This window comes from uncultured Sphingomonas sp. (assembly GCF_913776855.1).
In the GTDB taxonomy this organism is placed as follows: domain Bacteria; phylum Pseudomonadota; class Alphaproteobacteria; order Sphingomonadales; family Sphingomonadaceae; genus Sphingomonas.
Genome location: NZ_CAJYQD010000047.1, coordinates 74872 through 96267, shown reverse-complemented (window position 1 = coordinate 96267; position 21396 = coordinate 74872). Strand labels below are relative to the sequence as shown.

The following is a 21396-nucleotide window of genomic DNA, read 5'->3' as shown; positions in this document are numbered from 1 at the left end:
CTTCCTGTGCGAACGCCGGCGTGGCGAGCGCCACCAGCGCGGTGGAAGCTAGATATGCGAAACGCGAAAATGCCATGGACCCCTACCCCTTATATCCGGGCGCGAAATGCGCCCCCCCGAATGTGGCCGCGACGGGCGAGACGACATGCGTCCAGCATTGGTACTTGATTGGCACCATGCAGGCTCGTTTTGGTCGAATGCAATGTGACCAATCGCGATCATAAAATCTACATAAAAATGAAAACATTCTGCACTGGTGAGAAAATCAACGAGATTTTGGCAGGAATGACACTGTAAGTGGGCTGCAGGAGGCTATCATGTAATTATATGTCGCGTATTATATATCTCGTCGACGATATGTAATCGATTAAGCTAGAGCCAAAGCGTGCGTAGAATGCAGTCCAATCCATGCCGCCGCGCTATAGAGGCGCCTGAAACGACGGTTGTTGAACCATCGAATCGCCATTGATTAATACCAAAAACGTACCTATCGAGAGTGCGTGCCAGCTTCGTCCGCATCCTCCTCCGGTCCTGCATCCGCGCCGTTCGTCGGCGGGGAGAGCTTTTCCGAACGGGTCGGGCTGCTGCGGGGCGACGCCCATGCGCCACTCTATGTCCAGCTGCAGCAGCTGGTGCGGACTGCGATCGAACGGCGCATCCTGCAACAGGACGACGCCATCCCGCCCGAACGCGACCTTGCCGCCGAATATGCCGTGTCGCGCATCACCGTGCGCAAGGCGATCGAGGGGCTGGCGAACGAAGGGCTGGTTTTGCGCAGGCGCGGGGCAGGGACCTTCGTGGCGGCGCGGGTCGACAAGAGCTTTTCCAAACTGTCGTCCTTTTCGGAGGATATGGTCGCGCGCGGTCGCGTGCCGAGCAGTGCGTGGGTGGCCAAATCCGCCGGGCTGGTAACGCCCGAGGAATCGATGTCGCTGGGCCTTTCGCCGGGCACGCCGGTCTATCGGTTCCAGCGGATGCGCTTTGCAGACGACGTGCCGATGGCAGTCGAATATTCAGCGATCGCGGGCCACTGCCTGCCGAACGTCGATGCGGTCGGCGACTCGCTCTATGCCGCATTGGAGGTGACCGGATGTCGCCCGGTGCGCGCGTTGCAACGGCTGCGCGCGATGGCCTTTCCCGCCGAACAGGCGCGGCGGCTGGGCGTGGAGGTCGGCCATGCCGGACTGTTCATCGAACGGCGCGGTTTCCTGCCCGATGGCGACACGGTCGAATTCACCCAATCCTATTATCGTGGCGACGCCTACGACGTCGTTGCCGAACTGAACGCAAGCTGATCCGGCGCTGGCCGGGACCAAGAGGGGGTAGATGACGTCCACCGTTCAGGCCGAGCCAATGCCGGCCGCCGCCGCTCCCGCCGCAGAGGCGACCGCGATGCACCGCGAGGCCGGGGAGGGCGCCGCATCGGTCGCCCGGTTCCTGTCGCGCAACGCCGCCACGCTCGCCGCGCTGGGCGAAACGCTGCGCGCCGATCCGCCGGCACTGGTCGTCACCTGCGCGCGCGGGTCGTCGGACCATGCCGCGACCTATGGCAAATATCTGGTCGAGACGCTGTGCGGCGTACCCGTTGCCAGCGCCGCGCCGTCGGTGGCCTCCGTCTATGCGACGCGGATGGAGCGGATGAACGCGCTGGTGATCGCGGTGTCGCAATCGGGCCGCAGCCCCGACCTGCTGCGCACGGTCGAAAGCTACAAGGCGGCGGGTGCGCGCGTCGTGGCGCTGGTGAACGTCGAGGATTCGCCGCTCGCGGCGCTTGCCGACACCGTGCTGCCGTTGTCGGCGGGCGCGGAAACGTCGGTTGCGGCCACCAAGTCGTTCATCGCCTCGCTCGCGGGCCTCGCCGCCATCGCCGCGCACTGGAGCCAGGATGCCGAGCTGCTCGCCGCGCTCGACGGCCTGCCCGCACAGCTGGAGGTGGCGTTCGACCTCGACTGGACGCCGGTCGCCGACACGCTGGTCGATGCCCGCAACCTGTTCGTGATCGGGCGCGGCTACAGCTTTGGCGTCGCGCAGGAAGCTGCGCTCAAGATGAAGGAAACCTCGGCGCTCCATGCAGAGGCGTTCAGCAGCGCGGAGGTCCGTCACGGGCCGATGGCGATCATCAACGACGGCTTCCCGCTGCTGGGCTTCGCGACCTCGGACGATGCCGGCGACGACGTGCGTTCGGCGGCGGCGGAGTTCGCCGGGCGCGGCGCCGCGGTCCATCTGGCCGATGCGGCGAACCCGGACAGCCATCCCCCGGCGATCCGCAGCCATCCGGCGATCGAACCGATCCTGATGATCCAGAGCTTCTATCGCATGGTCAACACGGTGTCGCTGCGGCGCGGGCTGAACCCCGACCAGCCGCCGCACCTGCGCAAGGTCACGGAAACGCGATGAGCAACTTTGTCTTTCGCGGCGGGCGCGTCCTAGCCGATCACTGTACGCAGGACAGCTGCGCGTTCCGGGTCGAAAACGGCGTCATCGCCGATTTCCATGGCGGGCACGACGCGGAGGTCATCGACCTCGACGGCGGCTGGCTGGTGCCGGGCTATGTCGATACGCAGGTCAATGGCGGCGGCGGGGTGCTGTTCAACGACCACCCGACCGTGGAGGGTGTCCGCGCGATCGGTGCGGCTCATGCGCAGTACGGCACGACCGCCTATCTGCCGACGCTCATCAGCGATTCACTCGATATCGTCGCCGCCGGCCTCGACGCCGTGGATGCCGCGATCGAACAGGGCGTGCCGGGCGTGGTCGGCATCCATGTCGAGGGGCCGTTCCTGAACCCGGTGCGCAAGGGCATCCACGACGCGAAGCATTTCCGCGCGCTGGACGATGCGGCGATCGACCTGCTGACGCGCCCGCGCAAGGGCGTGGTGATGGTGACACTGGCGCCCGAGCGCAACGACGTCGCGTCGATCGAGCGGCTGGTCGCTGCCGGCGTGATCGTCAGCATCGGCCATAGCGACGCGACCTATGAACAGGCGCGCGCCGCGATCGATGCCGGTGCGCGGGGTGTCACCCACCTTTACAACGCCATGTCGCCGCTCAAGCATCGTGAGCCGGGCGTGGTGGGTGCAGTGCTGGAGGACCAGGCCGTCTATGCCGGGTTGATCGTCGACGGGGCGCATCTGCATCCCGCGGCCATTCGCGTGGCGCTGAACTCGCGGCCGGTCGACCGGTTCATGCTGGTGACCGACGCGATGCCGACGGTCGGCGCGGCCAGCAAGGAATTCGTGCTGAACGGACAGCCGATCCATGTCGAGAACGGCGTGTGCGTCGACGACAACGGTACGCTGGCGGGCTGCGACCTCGACATGGCGACGGCGGTCGCGAACACGGTCGAGCTGGGCGTCGCGTTCGAGGATGCGGTGGCGATGGCATCGGCCAACCCGGCCGCGTTCCTGCGCCTGTCGCACCGCATCGGCAGCATAGATATCGGCCACAGCGCCGATTTCGTATGGCTCGCCGCCGACCTGACCGTGCGCGGCACGTGGATCGCGGGCAACCGCATCGTCTGATGATCCGGCCCGGCCGGCGCCAAGGGGTGCGGCCGGGCCACCTTATCCAAGGGGGCAATGATGACCGCCATCCAGCTGACCGCGCCGCTTCACGGTTGGGCGGGCGCACTCGACGACGTACCCGATGCGGTGTTCGCCGGGCGGATGCTGGGCGACGGGGCGGCGATCGATCCGCTCGGCACGACGCTGCACGCGCCGTGCGACGGACAGGTGCTGACGCTGCACGCCGGCGGCCATGCCATCACCCTGCGCGGGGAGGGCGGGGTCGAGCTGCTGATGCATGTCGGCATCGACACGGTGCAGCTGGGCGGCAGCGGCTTTGTCGCGAAGGTCGCGGTCGGCGACATGGTGACGCGCGGCCAGCCGCTGATCGATTTCGACCTCGACGCGCTGGTGCAGGCTGCGCCATCGCTGATGACGCCGATCATCGTCACCAATGGCGACCGGTTTCGCATCACCGATCGCAGCGGTGGCCGGGTGGTCGCGGTCGGCGATGCGCTGCTGACGCTGGAGCCGCTGGACGCGATCGCTGCGGCGCAGGATGCGTCAGGGGAGCGGGTCGAGGCGGACGTCCGCGTTCCGATGGCGCACGGTATCCATGCCCGCCCGGCGGCGCGCATCGGCGAGGTCGCGCACGGCTTCACCGCCACCAGCTGGCTGGCGAAGAACGGAACCGAGGCCAGGACGTCGGGCGCGGTGGGGCTGCTGGGCCTGGGCATCCGGTTCGGCGACACGATCCGCGTCAGCGCCAGCGGCCCCGATGCGGCACAGGCGGTCGACGCGCTGGTCGCCCTGATCGAAGGCGGGATCGGCGAGGGCGTGGCGCACGCCCCCGCCGCGCCGATCGCCGCCCCGCCGCCCGTACCGCCGGTTGAACTGCCCGAGGGGCAGCTGGCCGGTACGCTGGCCGCGCCGGGCTTCGCCATCGGCACCGCCCGCTGGCTGCGCGTCGCCGACATTGCGGTGCCGGTCGACGGGCAGGGCGCGGGCGTCGAGGCTGCGCGGCTCGACAGTGCGCTGGCGGCGGTGCGCGACCGGCTGGCGTCGCAGGACGGCACCGGCGCGGGCGCGGCGATCCGCGCGGCGCATATCGCGTTCCTGGGCGATCCCGAGTTGCGCGAGGCGGCCGACCGCGACGTGGGGGCCGGGCGCGACGCCGGTCATGCCTGGCGACAGGCGACGCGAGCGCAGGCGACGACGTTGCGGTCGCTGGGCGATGCGCGGCTGGCCGAGCGCGCCGACGATCTGCTCGACCTCGAACGGCAGGTGTTGCGCGAACTGACCGGCGCGGCGGACGATGCGATGACCTTTGCGCCGGGCACGATCCTGCTCGCCGACGACCTGTTGCCGTCGCAGGTGATGGCGCTCGACCCGGCGTGTGTCGCGGGCCTGTTGGTCGAGCGCGGCGGCCCGACCTCGCACGTCGCGATCCTCGCCGCGACGATGGGCCTGCCCGCGCTGGTCGCGGTCGGCGCGCCGCTGACGGGTATCGAGGACGGCACGATGCTGATCCTCGACGCCGATAGCGGCGTGATCCATGTCGCGCCCGATGAAGCGGCACTGGCGTCGGCCCGCACCGGGATCGAACGCCGCGCCGCCGACCGTGCCGCCGCGCTGGCGCAGGCGGCGGAACATTGCGTCACCACCGACGGCGTCCGCATCGAAGCGTTCGCCAATCTGGGATCGGTCGAGGATGCGGTGGTCGCCATGGCGAACGGCGCGGAAGGATCGGGGCTGTTGCGCACCGAATTCCTGTTCCTCGACCGCGATACCGCACCCGATGCCGCCGAACAGGCCGCGCTCTATGGCGACATTGCCGCCACGCTGGAGAGGCGGCCGCTGATCGTGCGGCTGCTCGACGTCGGCGGCGACAAGCCCGCCTCCTACCTGCCGATCGCTCCGGAGGAAAATCCGGCGCTGGGCCTACGCGGTATCCGCGTCGCGCTGGCCATGCCGGAAATCCTTGAGGCGCAGCTGCGTGGCATCCTGTCGGTCCAGCCGGTCGGGCAATGCCGGATCATGGTGCCGATGGTCGCCAGCGTCGACGAAATCACCGCCGTCCGTGCGGCGGTCGACCGCTTGCGCGGCGAGATGGGGATTGCCGATCAGGTGGAGGTCGGCATCATGGTCGAGACCCCGGCGGCGGCGGTGACGGCGGCGACGCTCGCCGCCCATGCTGATTTCCTGTCGATCGGGACCAACGACCTGACCCAATATGCGCTGGCGATGGATCGCGGCAATCCGGCGGTCGCCGGCGGCGTCGACGGGCTGCATCCGGCGGTGCTGCAACTGATCGCGCACACGACCGAGGGGGCGAAACGCCATGGCCGCTGGGTCGGCGTCTGCGGCGGCCTCGCCTCCGACCGGCTGGCGATCCCGCTGCTGATCGGCCTCGGCGTCACCGAATTGTCGGCATCGCCGCGCTTCGTCCCCGACTTAAAGGCGCTGGTCCGGCGGCTCGATACCGTCGCCTGCCACACGCTGGCCATCCGCGCGCTGGCGGCATCGTCGGCACGCGAGGTCCGCGCGCTTGCACGCGAATTTCTTCAGGAGCTGTCCGCATGAAGTCGATCGTCGAAGCGCTGCAACCGATCGGCCGGGCGCTGATGCTGCCGATCGCGGTCCTGCCGGTGGCGGGGCTGCTGCTGCGGCTGGGCCAGCCCGACCTGCTCGACATCGGCCTGCTCGCGGCGGCGGGCGATGCGCTGTTCAACAATCTCGGGCTGCTGTTCGCGATCGGCGTCGCGTGCGGCATCGCCCGCGACGGTAACGGCGCGGCGTGTCTTGCCGGGGTCGTCTGCTATCTGGTCGTCAAGAATGGCGGGCCGGTGTTCCTGACCGTGCCGGCCGACGTGACGCAGGGCTTCAACGACGCCACCGCCGCCATCCTGTCGGCCGCGTGGAAGGCAAAGGCGTTCGGCAAGCTGGACGTGCCGATCGGTATCGTTTCCGGCCTGATCGGTGGCGGCTTCTACAATCGGTACGCGACGATCAAGGTGCCGGAATATCTCGCCTTCTTCGGCGGGCGGCGGTTCGTGCCGATCGTCAGCGGGCTGGCCGGCGTCGGCATCGCCATGGTGCTGGGGCTGAGCTTTGCCGGGATCAGCGCGGCGCTCGATCTGACCAGCCGCGCGCTGGTGGCGTCGGGCAGCTTCGGGCTGTTCGGCTTCGGCCTGCTCAACCGGCTGCTGCTGGTGACCGGGCTGCACCATATCCTGAACAATGTCGCGTGGTTCGTGCTGGGCGATTTCAACGGGACGACCGGCGACCTGCGGCGCTTCTTTGCCGGCGACCCCCATGCCGGCGCGTTCATGGCCGGGTTCTTCCCGGTGATGATGTTCGGCCTGCCCGCCGCGTGCCTTGCCATGTACCGCTCTGCCTTGCCCGACCGGCGCAAGGCGGTGGGTGGTATGTTGCTCAGCCTTGCGCTCACCAGCTTCCTGACCGGCGTGACCGAGCCGATCGAATTCTCGTTCATGTTCCTAGCCCCCGTCCTGTACGCGATCCATGCCGTGCTGACCGGCGTGTCGATGGCGGTGATGGATGCGTTGGGCGTGCGGCTGGGCTTCGGCTTTTCGGCCGGGCTGTTCGACTATGTGCTGAACTATGGCAAGGCGACGCAGCCGTTGCTGCTGCTGCCGATCGGCGCGGTCTATTTCGCGGTCTATTACGGGGTGTTCCGCTTCTTCATCGTGCGGTTCGACCTGAAGACGCCCGGCCGCGACGCCAGCGTGGCGCCGATGACCGGCGGTGCGGTCGAGGCGGGGGAACGGGGTCGCGCCTTTCTGGCAGCGCTGGGCGGCAGCGCCAACCTTGCCAGTATCGGTGCCTGCACCACGCGGCTGCGGCTGGTGGTGGCGGACCAGGCGCTGGTCGACGAAGCCGCGCTGAAGGCATTGGGCGCGATGGGCGTGATCCGCCCGTCGGACCGTGCTGTGCAGGTCATCGTCGGCCCGATCGCCGATCAGGTTGCCGAGGAAATCCGCGCGGCGGGGACCGGCGCGCCGATGGCCAAGGTCGCGGCGGCGTTGGACGAACCCGCCGGCGAGAAGGCCGAACTGTCCCCGGCGCTGGTTGCTGCGCTGGGCGGGGCGGGGGCGATCGCACAGGCGCAGGCGCTGGCCGGGCGTATCCGCATCGAACTGCGCGAACCACGGTCGGTGGACGCTGCATCGCTGTCGGGCGTGCGCGGCATGGCACAGCTTACGCCGACGACGTTGCACCTGCTGGTTTGAGAACGTTCTCGGTGTGTTGCTCAAATAGCGCACCGCATTGCAATATTGGTTGCAAGGATGAAAACCCGTTTCACGTGATATTGACCCCTCCTGCGTGCTGGCGGAAAGATGTCTCACAGGTGAAATGATCCGCGCGATGTGGTGATGGCGGTCTGACCCGAGTGCGGGGGAAGGGGCGAGTGGGATCGCACCCGATCCCGCGTTTCGATCGACGGTCGGACCCCATGCCCCGCGCGGCACCAACAGGGGACGTCCATGAAATCGATCACGAAGCTGCTGACGACATCGTGTCTGGCAACCATGCTCGCCGGTACTGCCCAGGCGCAGACCGGCATCCCGGCGGATGCGCCGACGCCTAGCGGCGAACCGGCCGCCGCCAGTGCATCGGACACCGACGAAGCCATCGTCGTCACCGGCACGCGCATCCGCCGCCCGAACGTGACGTCGGCCGCCCCGATCCAGTCGGTGACGTCGGAGGAAGTCCGGCTGCAGGCCGCGGTCAATGTCGAGGAAGTGCTGAACCGCCTTCCGCAGATCGCGCCGGACAGCCAGCAGAACTACCAGGATTCGGACGGTCGCCAGCGGATCAAGCTGCGTAATCTGGGCTTCGAACGTACGCTGACGCTGGTCGATGGCCTGCGCCTCGGCACGATGAACGGCGTCGATGCCAACATGATCCCGACCGCGCTGATCGAACGGATCGACGTGCTGTCGGGCGGTGCATCGTCAGTCTATGGATCGGACGCGGTCGCCGGCGTCGTGAACTTCATCCTGAAGAAGGACCTCGACGGCGTCAGCATCAACGCCAACTATAACTTCTACAACCACCAGAACCGCGACACGCTGGTCAGCCCGTTGGCGCGCGCCGCCGGCTTCGCTTCGCCGCGCGGCCTGACCAACGATGGCGGGCGCGTCGACCTGTCGCTGGCGGCGGGCAAGAACCTGTTCGACGGTGCGCTGAACGTCACCGGCTTCGTCAATTATCGCAAGGGCGACCTGGTACCGTTCGACGCGCGGTCGTCGTCGCCGTGCCAGCTGAACGAGGCCAGCAAGGACGGAGTGCTGAGCTGCCAGGTGTCGACCTATGTCCCCGGCGGCTATATCTCGCCGCGTGGCGGTCCCAACAACGGGTCGGTGTTCGTGAACAACCCGAACGGCACTCGCACGTTCGTGCCGTTCGGTCCGGGGACGCAGGCGAACCCGTTCGATGGCTATTCGTACCAGCGTGAGAATGAACGCGTGAACGCCGGTGGCTTCGTGACGCTGAAGCTGGCCGACGCGCTCGAATTCTATGGCTCGGGCATCTGGTTCCGCGATGAGTCGTCGAACCGCTTCCCCTCGCGCGTGTTCGCATTCAGCTCCTATGGCAGCACGCCGTATCAGGTGAACTGCAACAACCCGTTCCTGTCAGCGTCGCAGGCGACGTCGATCTGCGGCAATGCGGCGGGCACCGGGGCGCTGATCCCGCTCGACGTGCGCTATCGCTTCAACGCGCTGCCCTATGTGAAGGACACCTATATCAACAGCGCCTTCCGGGGCGTTGCCGGGATGCGCGGCGACTTCGCCGAAGCGTGGCATTACGACGTTGCCGGCGTCTATGCCCGCAACCAGATGGATACGACGTTCGGCCCGTTCCCGACGTTCGACCGGGTGAACCGGTCGCTCAATGTCGTGAACGTCAACGGCACGCCGACCTGCGCATCGAAGGTGTCGGGCGTCGATACCGCCTGCGTCCCCTTCGATGCGTTCAGCGCGAACAACAACAACCAGGCGCTGGCCGACTACCTGTTCGCCGGCCGCAACGGCACGTCGACCACCATCGGTCTGCTGTACGATGTCGTCGCGAACGTCACCGGTGACCTGGGCAAATACGGCATCACCAGCCCGCTGGCCGAACAGGGCATCGCGCTGGCGATCGGCGGGGAATATCGCAAGGACCGCTATATCGGCACCGCCAATGCCGCCTATCGCGAGGAAAATGGCGGTGAGGATTTCCAGCTGCGCCAGAGCGTCAAGGAAGCCAATGCCGAAATCCAGGTCCCGCTGATCCAGAAGCAGCCATGGACGCACCTGTTGCAGGTCAATGCCGGCTATCGCGTGTCGAAGTACGACACCAACCCCGACACCTTCAGCACCTACAAGCTGGAAGGGCTGTGGGCGCCGGTCGAGGACCTGACGTTCCGCCTGTCGTACAACAAGGCGCAGCGCGCGCCGACCGTTATCGAAATCCGCCAGGCGACACAGAATAATTACGGCCGCCAGGGCGGGTCGCAGAATGATTTCTGCGCCAGCACGCCGCGCCAGATCGTCGATCCGACCGATCCGACGGGCACGCGCCGCATCACCGTGTACGACGCGCCGGTCGCATCGATCGAGGTGTGCCGCGCGACCGGTCTGTCCGACGCGCTCTATGGCAGCCGCACGCTGTCGTGCCCCGACAGCCAGTGTACCGTCCGCACCGGCGGGTTCACGGTCGATCCGGAAACCGCCTATACCTATACCTTCGGTCTGGTGATGAAGCCGCGCTTCGCGCCCGGCCTAGTCTTCTCGGTTGACCGCTTCCTGATCGATATCGACGATTCGATCGGCTATAACGACTATAGCTATTATCAGGACGGATGCCGGACGAGCGGCGGCGACCCGTATTTCTGTTCGAAGATCGTGCGCGATCCGACGACCGGCATCCTCTACAATGCTCCCGCCAGCAACCCGACGACCGGCTATATCCAGCAGGGCACGACCAACGCGTTCAAGACCAAGGCGCATGGCTGGGATTTCCAGGGACAATATGCCCTGCCGATCGACAGTGTCGGGACGTTCGACTGGATCTTCAACGGCACGCTCACCACGCTGGCGGGGGGCAAAGATTCGCCGATCCTGCCGCTGCGCGACTGCACCGGCTATTATGCCAATGGCTGTGGCCAGCTGATCCCGAAATGGGTCCATGGCCTGCGCACGACCTATACCACCCCAGACAAGATCGCCTCGATCTCGCTCAACTGGCGGCATGTCGGGTTGCTGACCAACGCCAGCAATTCGGGCGATCCCGATCTGGGCGGTACGGTGGCGAACGCGCGCAAGACCTTCTATCGCATCGACCCGCAGGATTACTTCGATCTGGCGTTCGTCTTTGCGGTGGCGCGGAACTACACGTTCCGGCTGTCGGCGAACAACTTGCTCGACCGGATGCCGCCGATCCTGCCCAATTCGTACAACGTGGCGCTGGCCCGCAACAATACGATCCCGCAGCGCTATGACTCGCTCGGGCGTCAGATTGCTGCCGGGGTGTCGATCAACTTCTGACGATCGGCCCAGGTCGACGGATCAGGCCCGCTCCCCGACCGGGGGCGGGCCTGTTCGCGTCAGGCGTTGCGCAGGCTGGCGGATTTGACGATTGTGCTGCGGCCGTCGTCGCCGGTGACGGCGTAGGTGAAGCCCGGCAGGATCGCGAAGGCGCCGACCTGTCCGTTCCGATCCATCGCGAGGAAGCCGACCTGCACCCCGTCGAGCGCCGAACCCCGCAGCTTCGCGATATGCTCGACCGCCTCGCGGCAGGCGTTCATCGGCGTCATTCCCGCGCGCAGCGACGACACGACGCGGGCGGTGCCGGCGATGCGGGTGACTTCCTCTCCCAGGCCGGTGGCGGTCGCTGCGCCGACGCCCGCTTCGACGAACAGGCCGCTGCCCACCTGTGGTGAATCGCCGACCCGGCCGTGCAGCTTGAACGCCATGCCCGACGTGGTGCAGGCCCCGGCCAGCGCACCGTTCGGCGCGCGGGCGATCATGCCAATCGTGTCATGGTCGAGCGGCCCGCCGAGCGGCGTGCGCCGGTTTTCGCTGTTGGCGACCGGCGCGTATTTCGACGTCTTGAGCCATTTGCGCCATTCGGCCTCTGCCTCCGGCGTCAGCAGCTTTTCCGCCGTGAAGCCCGATTCCAGCGCAAACTGCCGCGCGCCGTCGCCGACCAGGAAGGTGTGCGGCGTGCGCTCCATCACCGCGCGCGCGACCGAGATCGGGTGAGCGATGTCCTCCAGCGCGGCGACCGCGCCGACATGGCCCCGATCGTCCATGATGACCGCATCCAGCGTCACCCGCCCGTCGCGGTCGGGATAGCCGCCCTTGCCGACCGAATGGTTGGACAGATCCGCTTCGGGAACCTTCGCTCCGGCTTCCAGTGCGTCGATCAGGCTACCGCCGCTGCGGAAGCGGGCGACGGCGGCGTCATTGGCGGCGGCACCGAAGTCCCAGGTGGAAGCGACGAGCAGTGTGGCGGCGGCGCGGGGTTGCGCGGGCAGGCGGGCGGCACCGGTCGCGGCGGCGAGGCCGGCGATGGCGGAGCGGCGGGTAATGGTCGGCATGGGTGCCCCTTTTACTGGTGATGCGCGGTTGTGCGCACTCACCGGCAAAGGGGCAAGGGGATCAGATCGCGATCTCGCGCAGCACGGCGTCCAGCACCGGTATGCCCGCCGGGGTCAACGCCAGCCGGTCGCCATCGCGCACCAGTAGCCCCTGCCGCGCGAGCAGCGATACCGCGTCCGCGCGCACGATCGCATCGATCGGCCGTGCGCCCAGCGTCGCGATGCGGGCAAGGTTGATGCCCTCGCGCATCCTGAGGCCCATCACCAGCGCCTCGGTCACGCGTTCGTCGGGGGTGAGCGCATCCTCGCGTTCGATACCGTGGCCGTTGCGTTCGACGGCGGCGATCCAGTTTTCCGGCTTCTTGCGGCGTACCGTCGCCATGCCACCACGCCGGCCATGTGCGCCGGGACCGATGCCGGCATAGTCGCGATAGCGCCAGTAGGTGAGGTTGTGGCGGCTCTCCGCGCCCGGCCGGGCGTGGTTCGACACCTCGTACAGCGGCAGCCCGGCGGCGCGGGTCAGCGCCTGCGTCGTTTCGAACAGGTCGGCGGACAGGTCGGCATCGGGCAGGGTCAGCTGCCCCTTTGCCGCGAGCGTGGCAAAGCGGGTGCCGGGTTCGATGGTCAGCTGGTAAAGCGACAGATGCTCGGTCCCGAACGACAGCGCGCGGGACAGTTCCGCCTCCCATCCGGCAAGCGACTGGTCGGGCCGGGCATAGATCAGGTCGAAGCTGACCCGCGCGAAATGGCGCTGCGCTACGTCCAGCGCGGCCAGCGCCTCGTCCACGCCATGCGCGCGTTCGAGGAAGGCGAGCGCATCGTCATGGAGCGCCTGTACACCCAGCGACACGCGATTGACCCCCGCGGCGGCGATATCGGCGAAGCGGGCGGCCTCGACCGAAGAGGGGTTGGCCTCCAGCGTGATCTCGAGCGTGTCGGTCGGCGGCCAGTGGGTGCAGGCTGCCTCGATCACCGCCGCGACGGTCGCGGGCGGCATCAGCGACGGGGTGCCGCCGCCGAAGAAGATCGACGCCAACCGGCGACCGGGCAGGGCGGCGGCCTCATGCGCCAGGTCGGCCAGCAGCGCGTGCAGCCACGCCGCCTGGTCGACGCTGTCACGAACATGGCTGTTGAAGTCGCAATAGGGGCATTTCGACACGCAGAACGGCCAATGGACGTAGAGCGCCAGAGGGTCGGGGGCGGGTGCTTGGTCGGGCTGCATTGCCGTCCCATATGGGGGCGATGCGAGCGATACAAATGCTGATGGCGGCACTGCTGCTGGGTGCCTGTTCCGCCGGACCCGCCCATGTGCCCGAACGCGTGGTCGAACCGCGCGCGTTCGAAGGGAACGCGCCGCGGGGGAGCGCGCAGTTGCGACAGGCGATGGAGGCCGGGCACCGTGCGGCGCGGGCGGAGGCCGGATTGCCGGGGCTGACCTGGGACCTGGCACTGGCGCGCGATGCGCAGGCCTATGCCACGACGCTGGCCGCCGCCCGCCGCTTCGAACATTCGCCGCAGCCGCGCGGCGTGCCTGAACAGGGCGAGAATCTGTGGACTGGCACGCGCGGCGCCTATCGCTATGCCGAGATGGTGGGGCATTGGGTCGCGGAAAAGCGCGACTATGTGCCGGGCATCCTGCCGGCGGTGTCGCGCACCGGCCGATTCGAGGATGTAGGCCACTATACCCAGATCATGTGGCGCACGACCCAGCGGTTCGGCTGTGCCGAGGCGAGCAGCGCGAAGGACGATTATATCGTCTGCCGCTATGCCCCCGCTGGCAATTATCCGGGCCAGCGTGCGTTCTGATCGGATCAGCCGCGCGCGCCGGCGATCATCTTCGCGGCAATATGACGGACCGCGCCGTCGTCCTTCTCGCTGCCCGACGACGGATCACCCAGCTTGTCGAGGCTCGCCTCCAGCGCATCGAGCAGGCCAGGATGCTGCCCCTCGACATAGCGCATCGTCCAGAACAGCAGGTGTTCGACCGCGATCTCGCGGTGGCGGGTTTCGGTGATCGCGTCGGACATGGGCAATTCCTTTCGGAACGCCCAATGCCCGGACGCGGCCGGGCGTTCCGTCCCTAGAACACCGCCTTCACCAGTTGCGCGAACGCATCGGCGCGGTGGCTGATCGAATGCTTGTGGTCGGGATCGATCTCGCCATAGCTCTGGTCCATGCCGTCCTGAACGAACATCGGGTCGTAGCCGAAACCGTGCTGCCCGCGTGGCGGCCAGACCAGCTGCCCGTCGACACGCCCTTCGAACCATTCGACATGCCCGTCGGGCCATGCCAGCGCCAGCGCGCAGACGAAATGCGCCGCGCGGCTGTGGTCGGGGCCGGTCGCCTGCATCCGGTTCTCGACCAGTTGCATCGCCGAGCCGAAATCCTTGGACGGCCCGGCCCAGCGGGCGGAGAAGATGCCCGGATCACCGTTCAGCGCCTCGACGCACAGGCCGCTATCGTCGGCGAGTGCGGGCAGGCCGGACAGGTCGGCGGCCTGCAATGCCTTCAATTCGGCATTGGCGACGAAGGTCGTGCCGGTTTCCTCCGGTTCGGGCAGGTCGAGCTCGCCCGCCGAGATCGGCGTGACGCCATAGGGGCCGAGCAGCGCCGCGATCTCGCGGATCTTGCCGGGATTGTGGCTGGCGATGACGAGCTTGCCGGGCGTCAGCTTGCGGATCGCCTGCGGCTCCTTGCCCTCGCCGCTCATCGGCCGGTCGCCCGCAGCTGTTCGGCGAAGATGCGGCCGCAGCCGATGCGCGCGAGGCGCAGCAGGCGCAGCAGCGCCTCTTCGTCATAGCACGCGCCCTCGGCGGTGGCCTGGACCTCGGCGATATTGTTGTCGCTGGTCAGCACGAAGTTCGCATCGGCATCGGCGGCCGAATCCTCGATATAGTCGAGGTCGAGGACCGGCGTGCCGTTGTGGATGCCGCAGCTGATGGCGGCGACCTGACGGCTGATCGGATCGACCTCCAGCTTGCCTTCGCGCATCAGCCCGTCGACCGCGAGGCGGAGTGCCACCCACGCGCCGGAGATCGACGCGGTGCGGGTGCCGCCATCGGCCTGGATCACGTCGCAGTCGAGCGTGATCTGTCGCTCGCCCAGTGCCTTGAGGTCGACGACGGCGCGCAGCGACCGACCGATCAGCCGCTGGATTTCCTGGGTACGGCCCGACTGCTTGCCCTTGGCCGCCTCGCGGCTGCCACGGGTATGGGTGGCGCGGGGCAACATGCCATATTCGGCCGTCACCCAGCCCTCGCCCTTGCCGCGCAGCCACGGCGGCAGGCGTTCTTCGAGCGAAGCGGTGACCAGCACCTTGGTATCGCCAAAGCCGATCAGGCACGAACCCTCCGCATGGCGGGTGAAGTTCGTCTCGATCGTGATGGGGCGCATTTCGTCGGGGGTGCGGCCGGATGGGCGCATGGGAATCTCCTGAAATTTGCATCAGCACTAGCCGCCCGTTCATCGACGCGCCAGTCGTTGCCGGGTATCGCCGGTTCGACAACGAAAACGGGAGGACGCCATGAAGATCATCGCCTTGGGATTGCTGCCGGTGCTGGGCGGGTGCGTGATGGCGGTCGGCAATACGACGACGCCCGCCGCGCCGCCGGTCGCGATCGAGCGCGAGACGATCAGCTATGAAACGTCGCGCTGTTTCGGCACCTGCCCGGTCTATCGCGTCACGATCCAGCCCGACGGGACCGGCGTGTTCGAGGGGCGGCAGTTCACCAAGGTCGTCGGTACGCGCAATTTCCGCGCGACCCCTGCGCAATATCGCGCCTTCGCCGCCAAGTTGCAGCCCTATCGGCCGCAGGGCGAACAGCTGATCCAGCCGGGACAGCCGGGGTGTGGGCAGGTGGCGACCGATATGCCCTCCGTCGACATCCGCTGGAACGAGGTGTCCGGCGCGTCGCAGCATCTCTCGCTCTATTATGGCTGCCGGATGCACGATCAGGCGATGAACGAGGCGCTGCGCTCGGCGCCGAACGAACTGCCGATCCGCCAGTTTATCGAGGCGCCGTAATATCCTCCCCGCTGCGCGGGGAGGATATGCTTTTCCGCGAGCCGCAACCGCCCTACATTCCTCCCATGGCCCAACCGATCCACGAACTGACCGACCGCGCGCGCGACGTGTTCCGGATCGTGGTCGACAGCTACCTGGCGACGGGGACGCCGGTCGGATCGCGCACCATCGCGCAGCTGTCGGGGCTGAACCTGTCGCCGGCCTCGATCCGCGGCGTGATGCAGGACCTGGAGGTCGCCGGGCTGCTGGCGGCGCCGCATGTCAGTGCGGGGCGGATGCCGACCGAGACGGGGCTGCGGCTGTTCGTCGACGGCATGATGCACGCGATGGAGCCATCGGCACAGGAACGCGCGACGATCGAGGCGCAGGCAGGCAATGCCGGTCCGGTCGAAGAAGCGCTGGCCGGTACCGCCGCTGCCCTGTCCGGCCTGTCGGCAAGCGCCGGCGTCGTGCTGGTGCCCAAGCGCGAGCCGGTGTTGCGGCAGGTGTCGTTCGTGCCGTTGTCGGGCACCCGCGCGCTGGCGGTGCTGGTCGGCGCCGACGGATCGATCGAGAACCGCGTGCTGGACATCCCCGGTGCCAGCCCTGCCGCGCTGGTCGAGGCGGGCAATTACCTGACCGCGCGCCTGTCCGGCCTAACGCTCAGCGAAGCCCGCGCGCGGGTCCTTCGGGAAATCGGGCAGGAGCGCGCCGAACTGGACGCCGCCGCCCGCGCGCTGGTCGAACGCGGCCTGGCGATGTGGAGCGAGGATGGCGACCATCGCCCGGTGCTGATCGTGCGGGGGCAGGCGCGGCTGATCGACGATGCGGCCAGCCACGACCTCGACCGCGTGCGCCAGCTGCTCGACGAGCTGGAGGGCAAAGAGGAAATCGCCCGGCTACTCGAATCGGCACAGGATGGCGATGCCGCGCGGATCTTTATCGGTTCTGAAAACAAATTGTTCGCATTGACCGGATCGTCGGTGATCGCCAAGCCGGTCCGCGCGCTGGACGGGCGCGTGGTCGGCGTCGTCGGCGTGATCGGGCCTGTCCGGTTGAACTATGCGCGCGTCGTGCCCATGGTGGATTTCACCGCCGCAACGCTGGCCCGATTGCTGGGCTGACAAAGAAGAGACTGGAATGAACGACATACCCGCCAACGACGATACGAACGACCTGCGCGAAGCCACCGCAGAGGCCGCCCCCGAAGTCGCCGAAGCGGATCGCAGCGCCGAGCTGGAGGCGAAGCTGGCCGATGCGCAGGCCGAGGTGCTGTACGCCCGTGCCGATCTGCAGAATGTCCGCCGCCGCGCCGAAAAGGAAGTGGCCGATGCCCGCGCCTATGCCGCTACGGCGTTTTCGCGCGATATCCTGTCGGTTGCCGACAACCTGTCGCGTGCGCTGTCGGCGATCCCCGACGACCTGCGCGGCGACGACCGGATGAAGGGCCTCGTCACTGGCCTCGAAGCTACCGGCCGCGAGCTGGAGAGTGTGTTCGGGCGCCATGGTATCACCAAGATGGTGTCGGTCGGCGAGTCGCTGGACCCGAACAAGCACCAGGCGATGTTCGAAGTGCCGTCGGCCGATGCGAAGCCCGGCACGGTCGTGCAGGAAATTCAAACCGGCTACATGATCCGCGACCGGCTGCTGCGCCCGGCGCTGGTCGGCGTGGCCAAGGCGCCGGAGGGCGGCGCCTGAACGACGCGGTCCGGCCCGACCTTGCCACGCCGCCGCGGTTCGAGCGGATCGTCCACCCCGAGGCGATCGTCGATCCCGCGGCGCTGGCGCAGGCGCTCGCCCATATCCCCGCCGATGCTGGTGACGGCGTGGCGCTGCGCCGCGCCGCGACGGCGGTGCTGCGCAATGCGATGGCGCGCGGGCGCGGTGAGATCGAACGCCGGCTGCGTGCCAATCCCAGCCACGGATTGGAGACGGCGGCGGCCTATGCCTATCTGACCGATGCGATCCTAGTTGCGCTGACCGGTTTCATCGTCGGGCGAGTCCATCCCAACCACAATCCGACCGCTGCCGAACGTATGACGCTGATCGCGGTCGGCGGGTATGGCCGCGGCGAGATGGCACCGCATTCGGACGTCGATATCGGCGTGCTGACGCCGTGGAAGCAGACGCCGTGGTCCGAACAGGTCATCGAATCGACGCTCTATGCGCTATGGGATCTGGGGCTGAAGGTCGGCCATTCGTCGCGCTCGCTCGACGAGATGGTGCGGCAGGCAAAGGCCGACGTCACCGTCCGCACCGCGCTGGTCGAGGCGCGCTATGTCTGGGGTGACACCGCGCTGTATGCCGAGGCGGCGCAGCGGTTCAAGGCCGAGGTGCAGGAGGGCACCGCACGGACTTTCATCGCCGAAAAGCTGGCCGAGCGTGACGCGCGCCACAAGAAGCTGGGCGACACGCGCTATGTCGTCGAACCGAATGTAAAGGAGGGGAAGGGGGGACTTCGCGACCTGCACGCCCTCTTCTGGATCGGAAAATACGCCTATAATGTCCGCCGCGCCGCCGATCTGGTGGCAGCCGGGCTGCTCAGCGCGCCCGAACTGCGCAAGTTCAACCGGGCCGAGGATTTCCTGTGGGCGGTGCGCTGTCACCTCCACCTCATCACCGGGCGGGCCGAGGAGCGGCTGACCTTCGACGTGCAGACCGAGATCGCGACACGGATGCGCTATAGCGACCGGGTGGGCAAGTCGCGCGTCGAACGTTTCATGCAATATTATTTCCTGCAGGCGAAGCGGGTCGGCGACCTGACCGGCATGTTCCTCAGCCATCTGGACGAAACCTATGCCGCGCGGGGCAGCCGGTTCGGCTTTCCCCGGCTGCGGCGGCGTCCGCGCCGGCTGCACGGCTTCGTGCTGGATCGCGGGCGCCTCGCGCTGCCCAGGGACGATTTCTTTGCCGACGATCCCGTCCGGCTGATCGAGATGTTCGCGCTGGCCGACCTGCACGGCCTTGAAATCCACCCGCTGGCGATGCGCGCGGCGGCGCGCGATGCGCGGCTGGCGGCGCAGGTCCGGTCGCACCCGCGCGCCAACCAGCTGTTCCTCGACGTGCTGACGTCCCCGCGCGATCCGGAGCTGGTGCTGCGCTGGATGAACGAATGCGGCGTGTTCGGCCGCTTCATTCCCGATTTCGGCCGGATCGTCGCGCAGATGCAGTTCGACATGTACCACCATTATACGGTGGACGAGCATACCATTCGGATGATCGGCCTGCTGTCACAGGTCGAACGCGGTATCTGTCGCGAGGAACATCCGTTGGCGACCGGGCTGTTCGGCGGCATCGTCCAGCGGCGCGCGCTCTATGTCGCGGTGCTGTGCCATGACATCGCCAAGGGGCGCGGCGGCGACCATTCGATCCTGGGGGCGGAGGTCGCCGAGCGGCTGTGCCCGCGCCTGGGCCTGACCCCGGCCGAGACCGAGACGGTCGCGTGGCTGGTCCGTTATCACCTGTTGATGTCGGCGACCGCGTTCAAGCGCGACCTGTCGGATTTCAAGACGATCCTCGACTTCACCGGCGTCGTCCAGTCGCCGCAGCGGCTCAGGATGCTGTTGGTGCTGACCGTTGTCGACATTCGCGCGGTCGGGCCGGGCACGTGGAACGGGTGGAAGCGGCAGTTGCTGACCACGCTGTTCGAAACCGCCGAAGAGGTGCTGCGCCTGGGCCACAAGCAACGCGGGCGCGACGAGCGGATCGCGGAAAAGCAGGAGACGCTGCGCGCGGCACTCGGCTGGGACAAGGAGACGCTGGCCGCCTATGTCCGGCATCTTCCGCCCGCCTATTGGATCGCCGAACCGGACGACGTGATCGTCGCCAATGCACGTGTGGTCGACCAGTCGGGCGACACCCGCCTGACGATCGAAACCAGCGTGGACGAGGATCGCGGCGCGACGCTGGTGACAGTCCATGCCGCCGATCATCCGGGCCTGTTCTATCGCATCGCTGGGGCGATCCATGCGGCGGGCGGCAACATCATCGATGCGCGTATCCACACCACGCGTACCGGCATGGCGCTCGACAATTTTCTCGTCCAGAACCCGCTCGGCGGACCGTTCGACGAAGCCGGGCAGTTGCAGCGGCTGAAGACTGCGATCGCCGATGCGCTGGCCAACCGCATGAAGCTGAACGACCGGCTGGCGGCCAAGCCGCTGTCGCGCGCGCGTGCCGAGGCGTTCCCGATCGAGCCGAACGTGCTGATCGACAATGCCGCGTCGAACCGCTTCACGGTGATCGAGGTCAATGCCCGCGACCGGCCGGCGCTGCTCCACCATCTGGCGCAGGCACTGTTCCAGTCGAAGGTGACGCTGCATTCGGCACATGTCGCCACCTATGGCGAACGCGCGGTCGATACCTTCTATGTAACCGACCTGACCGGCGACCGGATTACCGGACAACTGCGGCTGAAATCGCTGGAGCGACGGTTGCTGGACGCCGCGGCGGGCAAGGATTTTGCCGGCTTCGCGTAATTCCTTGCGTATGGGTAGGAATTGAATTAGCATCTGGCCATGGGTCTGCTGATCTTGCTGCCGTGTGTAGCCTTCGTCGTGATGGCGGTCGCCGCCATCATCGCTTCCGCCAACAGCCGGCCGCGCCGGCGCGCCAGGGAGGGCGATGGCGGATATATCGGCGATGGGGGAGGGTGGTTCGACTTCTCTTCCGCCGATGGATCGTCGCATTGCGGCGGTGACGGGGGTAGCGACGGCGGCTGCGGCGGGGATGGTGGCGGGGGCGGCGACTGAACCGCCCCCTCACGCATCGCCGGCCGGTATAGGGCCGGCCGCGCGATCGGCTAATATCCGGTCAGGCGACCTGCCGTGCGGGACCGGTGCAGGACAGTTCGGCGCGGATCGCCGCCACTTCCTCCAACAGGCGGTTGATCTGTGCTTCGGCGCGCAGGTTGGTTTCGTAATCCATCCGCGCCTCCAGCCGGTCCTTCGCCGCCTGCCGGTTCTGGCTCATCATGATGATCGGCGCCTGCAGCGCGGCCAGCATCGACAGCATCAGGTTGAGGAAGATGAAGGGAAACGGGTCGAACGCCCGCGCGCCGAGGATCACGGTGTTGAGGATCGACCACCCCACCAGGAACAGGCAGAAGGCGGTGATGAAGCCCCACGAGCCGCCGATTGCGGCCACGCGGTCGGCCAGGCGTTCGCCCAGCGTCATCGTGTCGTCGAACGCGGCGTTGGGGTCGCGCACCGAGCCGGTGCGACGGAAGGGATCGGTCAGAAACCGGATGGTGGTGTTCATGCTATGCACCTCACGCGATG

Annotated in this window: 18 protein-coding genes; 12 read left to right on the top strand and 6 right to left on the bottom strand. The window is 67.5% G+C overall.

Annotated elements, in window-relative coordinates:
- Window positions 1-500 precede the first annotated feature (500 nt).
- The 6 genes from QZ755_RS14815 to QZ755_RS14790 all read left to right on the top strand — a co-directional run bounded on the left by QZ755_RS14815 (window position 501) and on the right by QZ755_RS14790 (window position 11059).
- A complete protein-coding gene (locus QZ755_RS14815; protein WP_294324353.1) occupies window positions 501-1295 on the top strand; it encodes a GntR family transcriptional regulator in 795 nt (264 codons plus the stop codon).
- A 97-nt stretch (window positions 1296-1392) separates the two neighbouring features.
- Complete coding sequence (locus QZ755_RS14810; RefSeq protein WP_294324367.1) at window positions 1393-2397, top strand: SIS domain-containing protein; 1005 nt, start codon at window positions 1393-1395, stop codon at window positions 2395-2397.
- The gene (nagA, locus tag QZ755_RS14805; RefSeq protein ID WP_294324345.1) at window positions 2394-3521 is read left to right on the top strand and encodes an N-acetylglucosamine-6-phosphate deacetylase; all 1128 of its coding nucleotides are present in this window, start codon (window positions 2394-2396) and stop codon (window positions 3519-3521) included. Before QZ755_RS14810 ends, nagA begins: the two co-directional genes overlap by 4 nt.
- Before the next feature lie 60 nt (window positions 3522-3581).
- Window positions 3582-6086 (top strand): phosphoenolpyruvate--protein phosphotransferase, encoded by a 2505-nt coding sequence (gene ptsP / locus QZ755_RS14800; protein WP_294324342.1) that lies wholly within the window; start codon window positions 3582-3584, stop codon window positions 6084-6086.
- Complete coding sequence (gene nagE, locus QZ755_RS14795) at window positions 6083-7756, top strand: N-acetylglucosamine-specific PTS transporter subunit IIBC (RefSeq protein WP_294324339.1); 1674 nt, start codon at window positions 6083-6085, stop codon at window positions 7754-7756. Before ptsP ends, nagE begins: the two co-directional genes overlap by 4 nt.
- Before the next feature lie 255 nt (window positions 7757-8011).
- Window positions 8012-11059 carry a TonB-dependent receptor plug domain-containing protein gene (locus QZ755_RS14790; RefSeq protein ID WP_294324336.1) on the top strand — a complete coding sequence of 1016 codons (3048 nt, stop codon included), beginning with the start codon at window positions 8012-8014 and terminating at the stop codon, window positions 11057-11059.
- Window positions 11060-11118: 59 nt separating this feature from the next.
- Here the strand turns inward: QZ755_RS14790 and QZ755_RS14785 are convergent, their stop codons facing one another.
- Together QZ755_RS14785 and hemW are read right to left on the bottom strand one after the other, a co-directional pair.
- Window positions 11119-12114, bottom strand: coding sequence for a N(4)-(beta-N-acetylglucosaminyl)-L-asparaginase (locus QZ755_RS14785; protein ID WP_294324333.1), 996 nt, complete (start codon window positions 12112-12114; stop codon window positions 11119-11121).
- Window positions 12115-12175: 61 nt separating this feature from the next.
- Window positions 12176-13336, bottom strand: a complete 1161-nt coding sequence (hemW, locus tag QZ755_RS14780) for a radical SAM family heme chaperone HemW (RefSeq protein ID WP_294324331.1) — start codon at window positions 13334-13336, stop codon at window positions 12176-12178.
- Window positions 13337-13356: 20 nt separating this feature from the next.
- Here hemW and QZ755_RS14775 point away from each other — a divergent pair, with 20 nt between their 5' ends.
- Window positions 13357-13920, top strand: coding sequence for a CAP domain-containing protein (locus QZ755_RS14775; RefSeq protein WP_366509180.1), 564 nt, complete (start codon window positions 13357-13359; stop codon window positions 13918-13920).
- A 5-nt stretch (window positions 13921-13925) separates the two neighbouring features.
- Here QZ755_RS14775 and QZ755_RS14770 read toward each other — a convergent pair whose 3' ends face one another.
- Genes QZ755_RS14770 through rph form a run of 3 tightly spaced genes read right to left on the bottom strand, consistent with a single transcriptional unit; the run spans window position 13926 to window position 15537 of the window.
- Window positions 13926-14141, bottom strand: coding sequence for a hypothetical protein (locus QZ755_RS14770; protein WP_294324325.1), 216 nt, complete (start codon window positions 14139-14141; stop codon window positions 13926-13928).
- 53 nt (window positions 14142-14194) lie between these two features.
- Window positions 14195-14824: an RdgB/HAM1 family non-canonical purine NTP pyrophosphatase gene (rdgB, locus tag QZ755_RS14765; protein ID WP_294324323.1), complete on the bottom strand. Its 630-nt coding sequence runs from the start codon at window positions 14822-14824 to the stop codon at window positions 14195-14197.
- Entirely contained in the window at window positions 14821-15537 is a 717-nt protein-coding gene (rph, locus tag QZ755_RS14760; protein ID WP_294324320.1) for a ribonuclease PH, read from the bottom strand. The genes rdgB and rph overlap by 4 nt, the downstream gene beginning before the upstream one ends.
- Before the next feature lie 100 nt (window positions 15538-15637).
- On the opposite strand from rph, the gene QZ755_RS14755 reads away from it, so the two are divergent.
- From QZ755_RS14755 to QZ755_RS14735, 5 genes are all read left to right on the top strand, one after another.
- Entirely contained in the window at window positions 15638-16138 is a 501-nt protein-coding gene (locus QZ755_RS14755; protein ID WP_294324317.1) for a DUF6438 domain-containing protein, read from the top strand.
- Between the two features lie 65 nt (window positions 16139-16203).
- Entirely contained in the window at window positions 16204-17241 is a 1038-nt protein-coding gene (gene hrcA, locus QZ755_RS14750; RefSeq protein ID WP_294324314.1) for a heat-inducible transcriptional repressor HrcA, read from the top strand.
- Between the two features lie 16 nt (window positions 17242-17257).
- On the top strand, window positions 17258-17815 hold the full coding sequence (locus tag QZ755_RS14745) for a nucleotide exchange factor GrpE (RefSeq protein WP_294324310.1): 558 nt from the start codon (window positions 17258-17260) through the stop codon (window positions 17813-17815).
- 47 nt (window positions 17816-17862) lie between these two features.
- Complete coding sequence (locus tag QZ755_RS14740) at window positions 17863-20595, top strand: [protein-PII] uridylyltransferase (RefSeq protein ID WP_294324364.1); 2733 nt, start codon at window positions 17863-17865, stop codon at window positions 20593-20595.
- 39 nt (window positions 20596-20634) lie between these two features.
- Complete coding sequence (locus tag QZ755_RS14735; RefSeq protein ID WP_294324307.1) at window positions 20635-20868, top strand: hypothetical protein; 234 nt, start codon at window positions 20635-20637, stop codon at window positions 20866-20868.
- Window positions 20869-20929: 61 nt separating this feature from the next.
- Here the strand turns inward: QZ755_RS14735 and QZ755_RS14730 are convergent, their stop codons facing one another.
- Window positions 20930-21376 (bottom strand): DUF1003 domain-containing protein, encoded by a 447-nt coding sequence (locus tag QZ755_RS14730; protein ID WP_294324303.1) that lies wholly within the window; start codon window positions 21374-21376, stop codon window positions 20930-20932.
- Window positions 21377-21396: the final 20 nt, after the last annotated feature.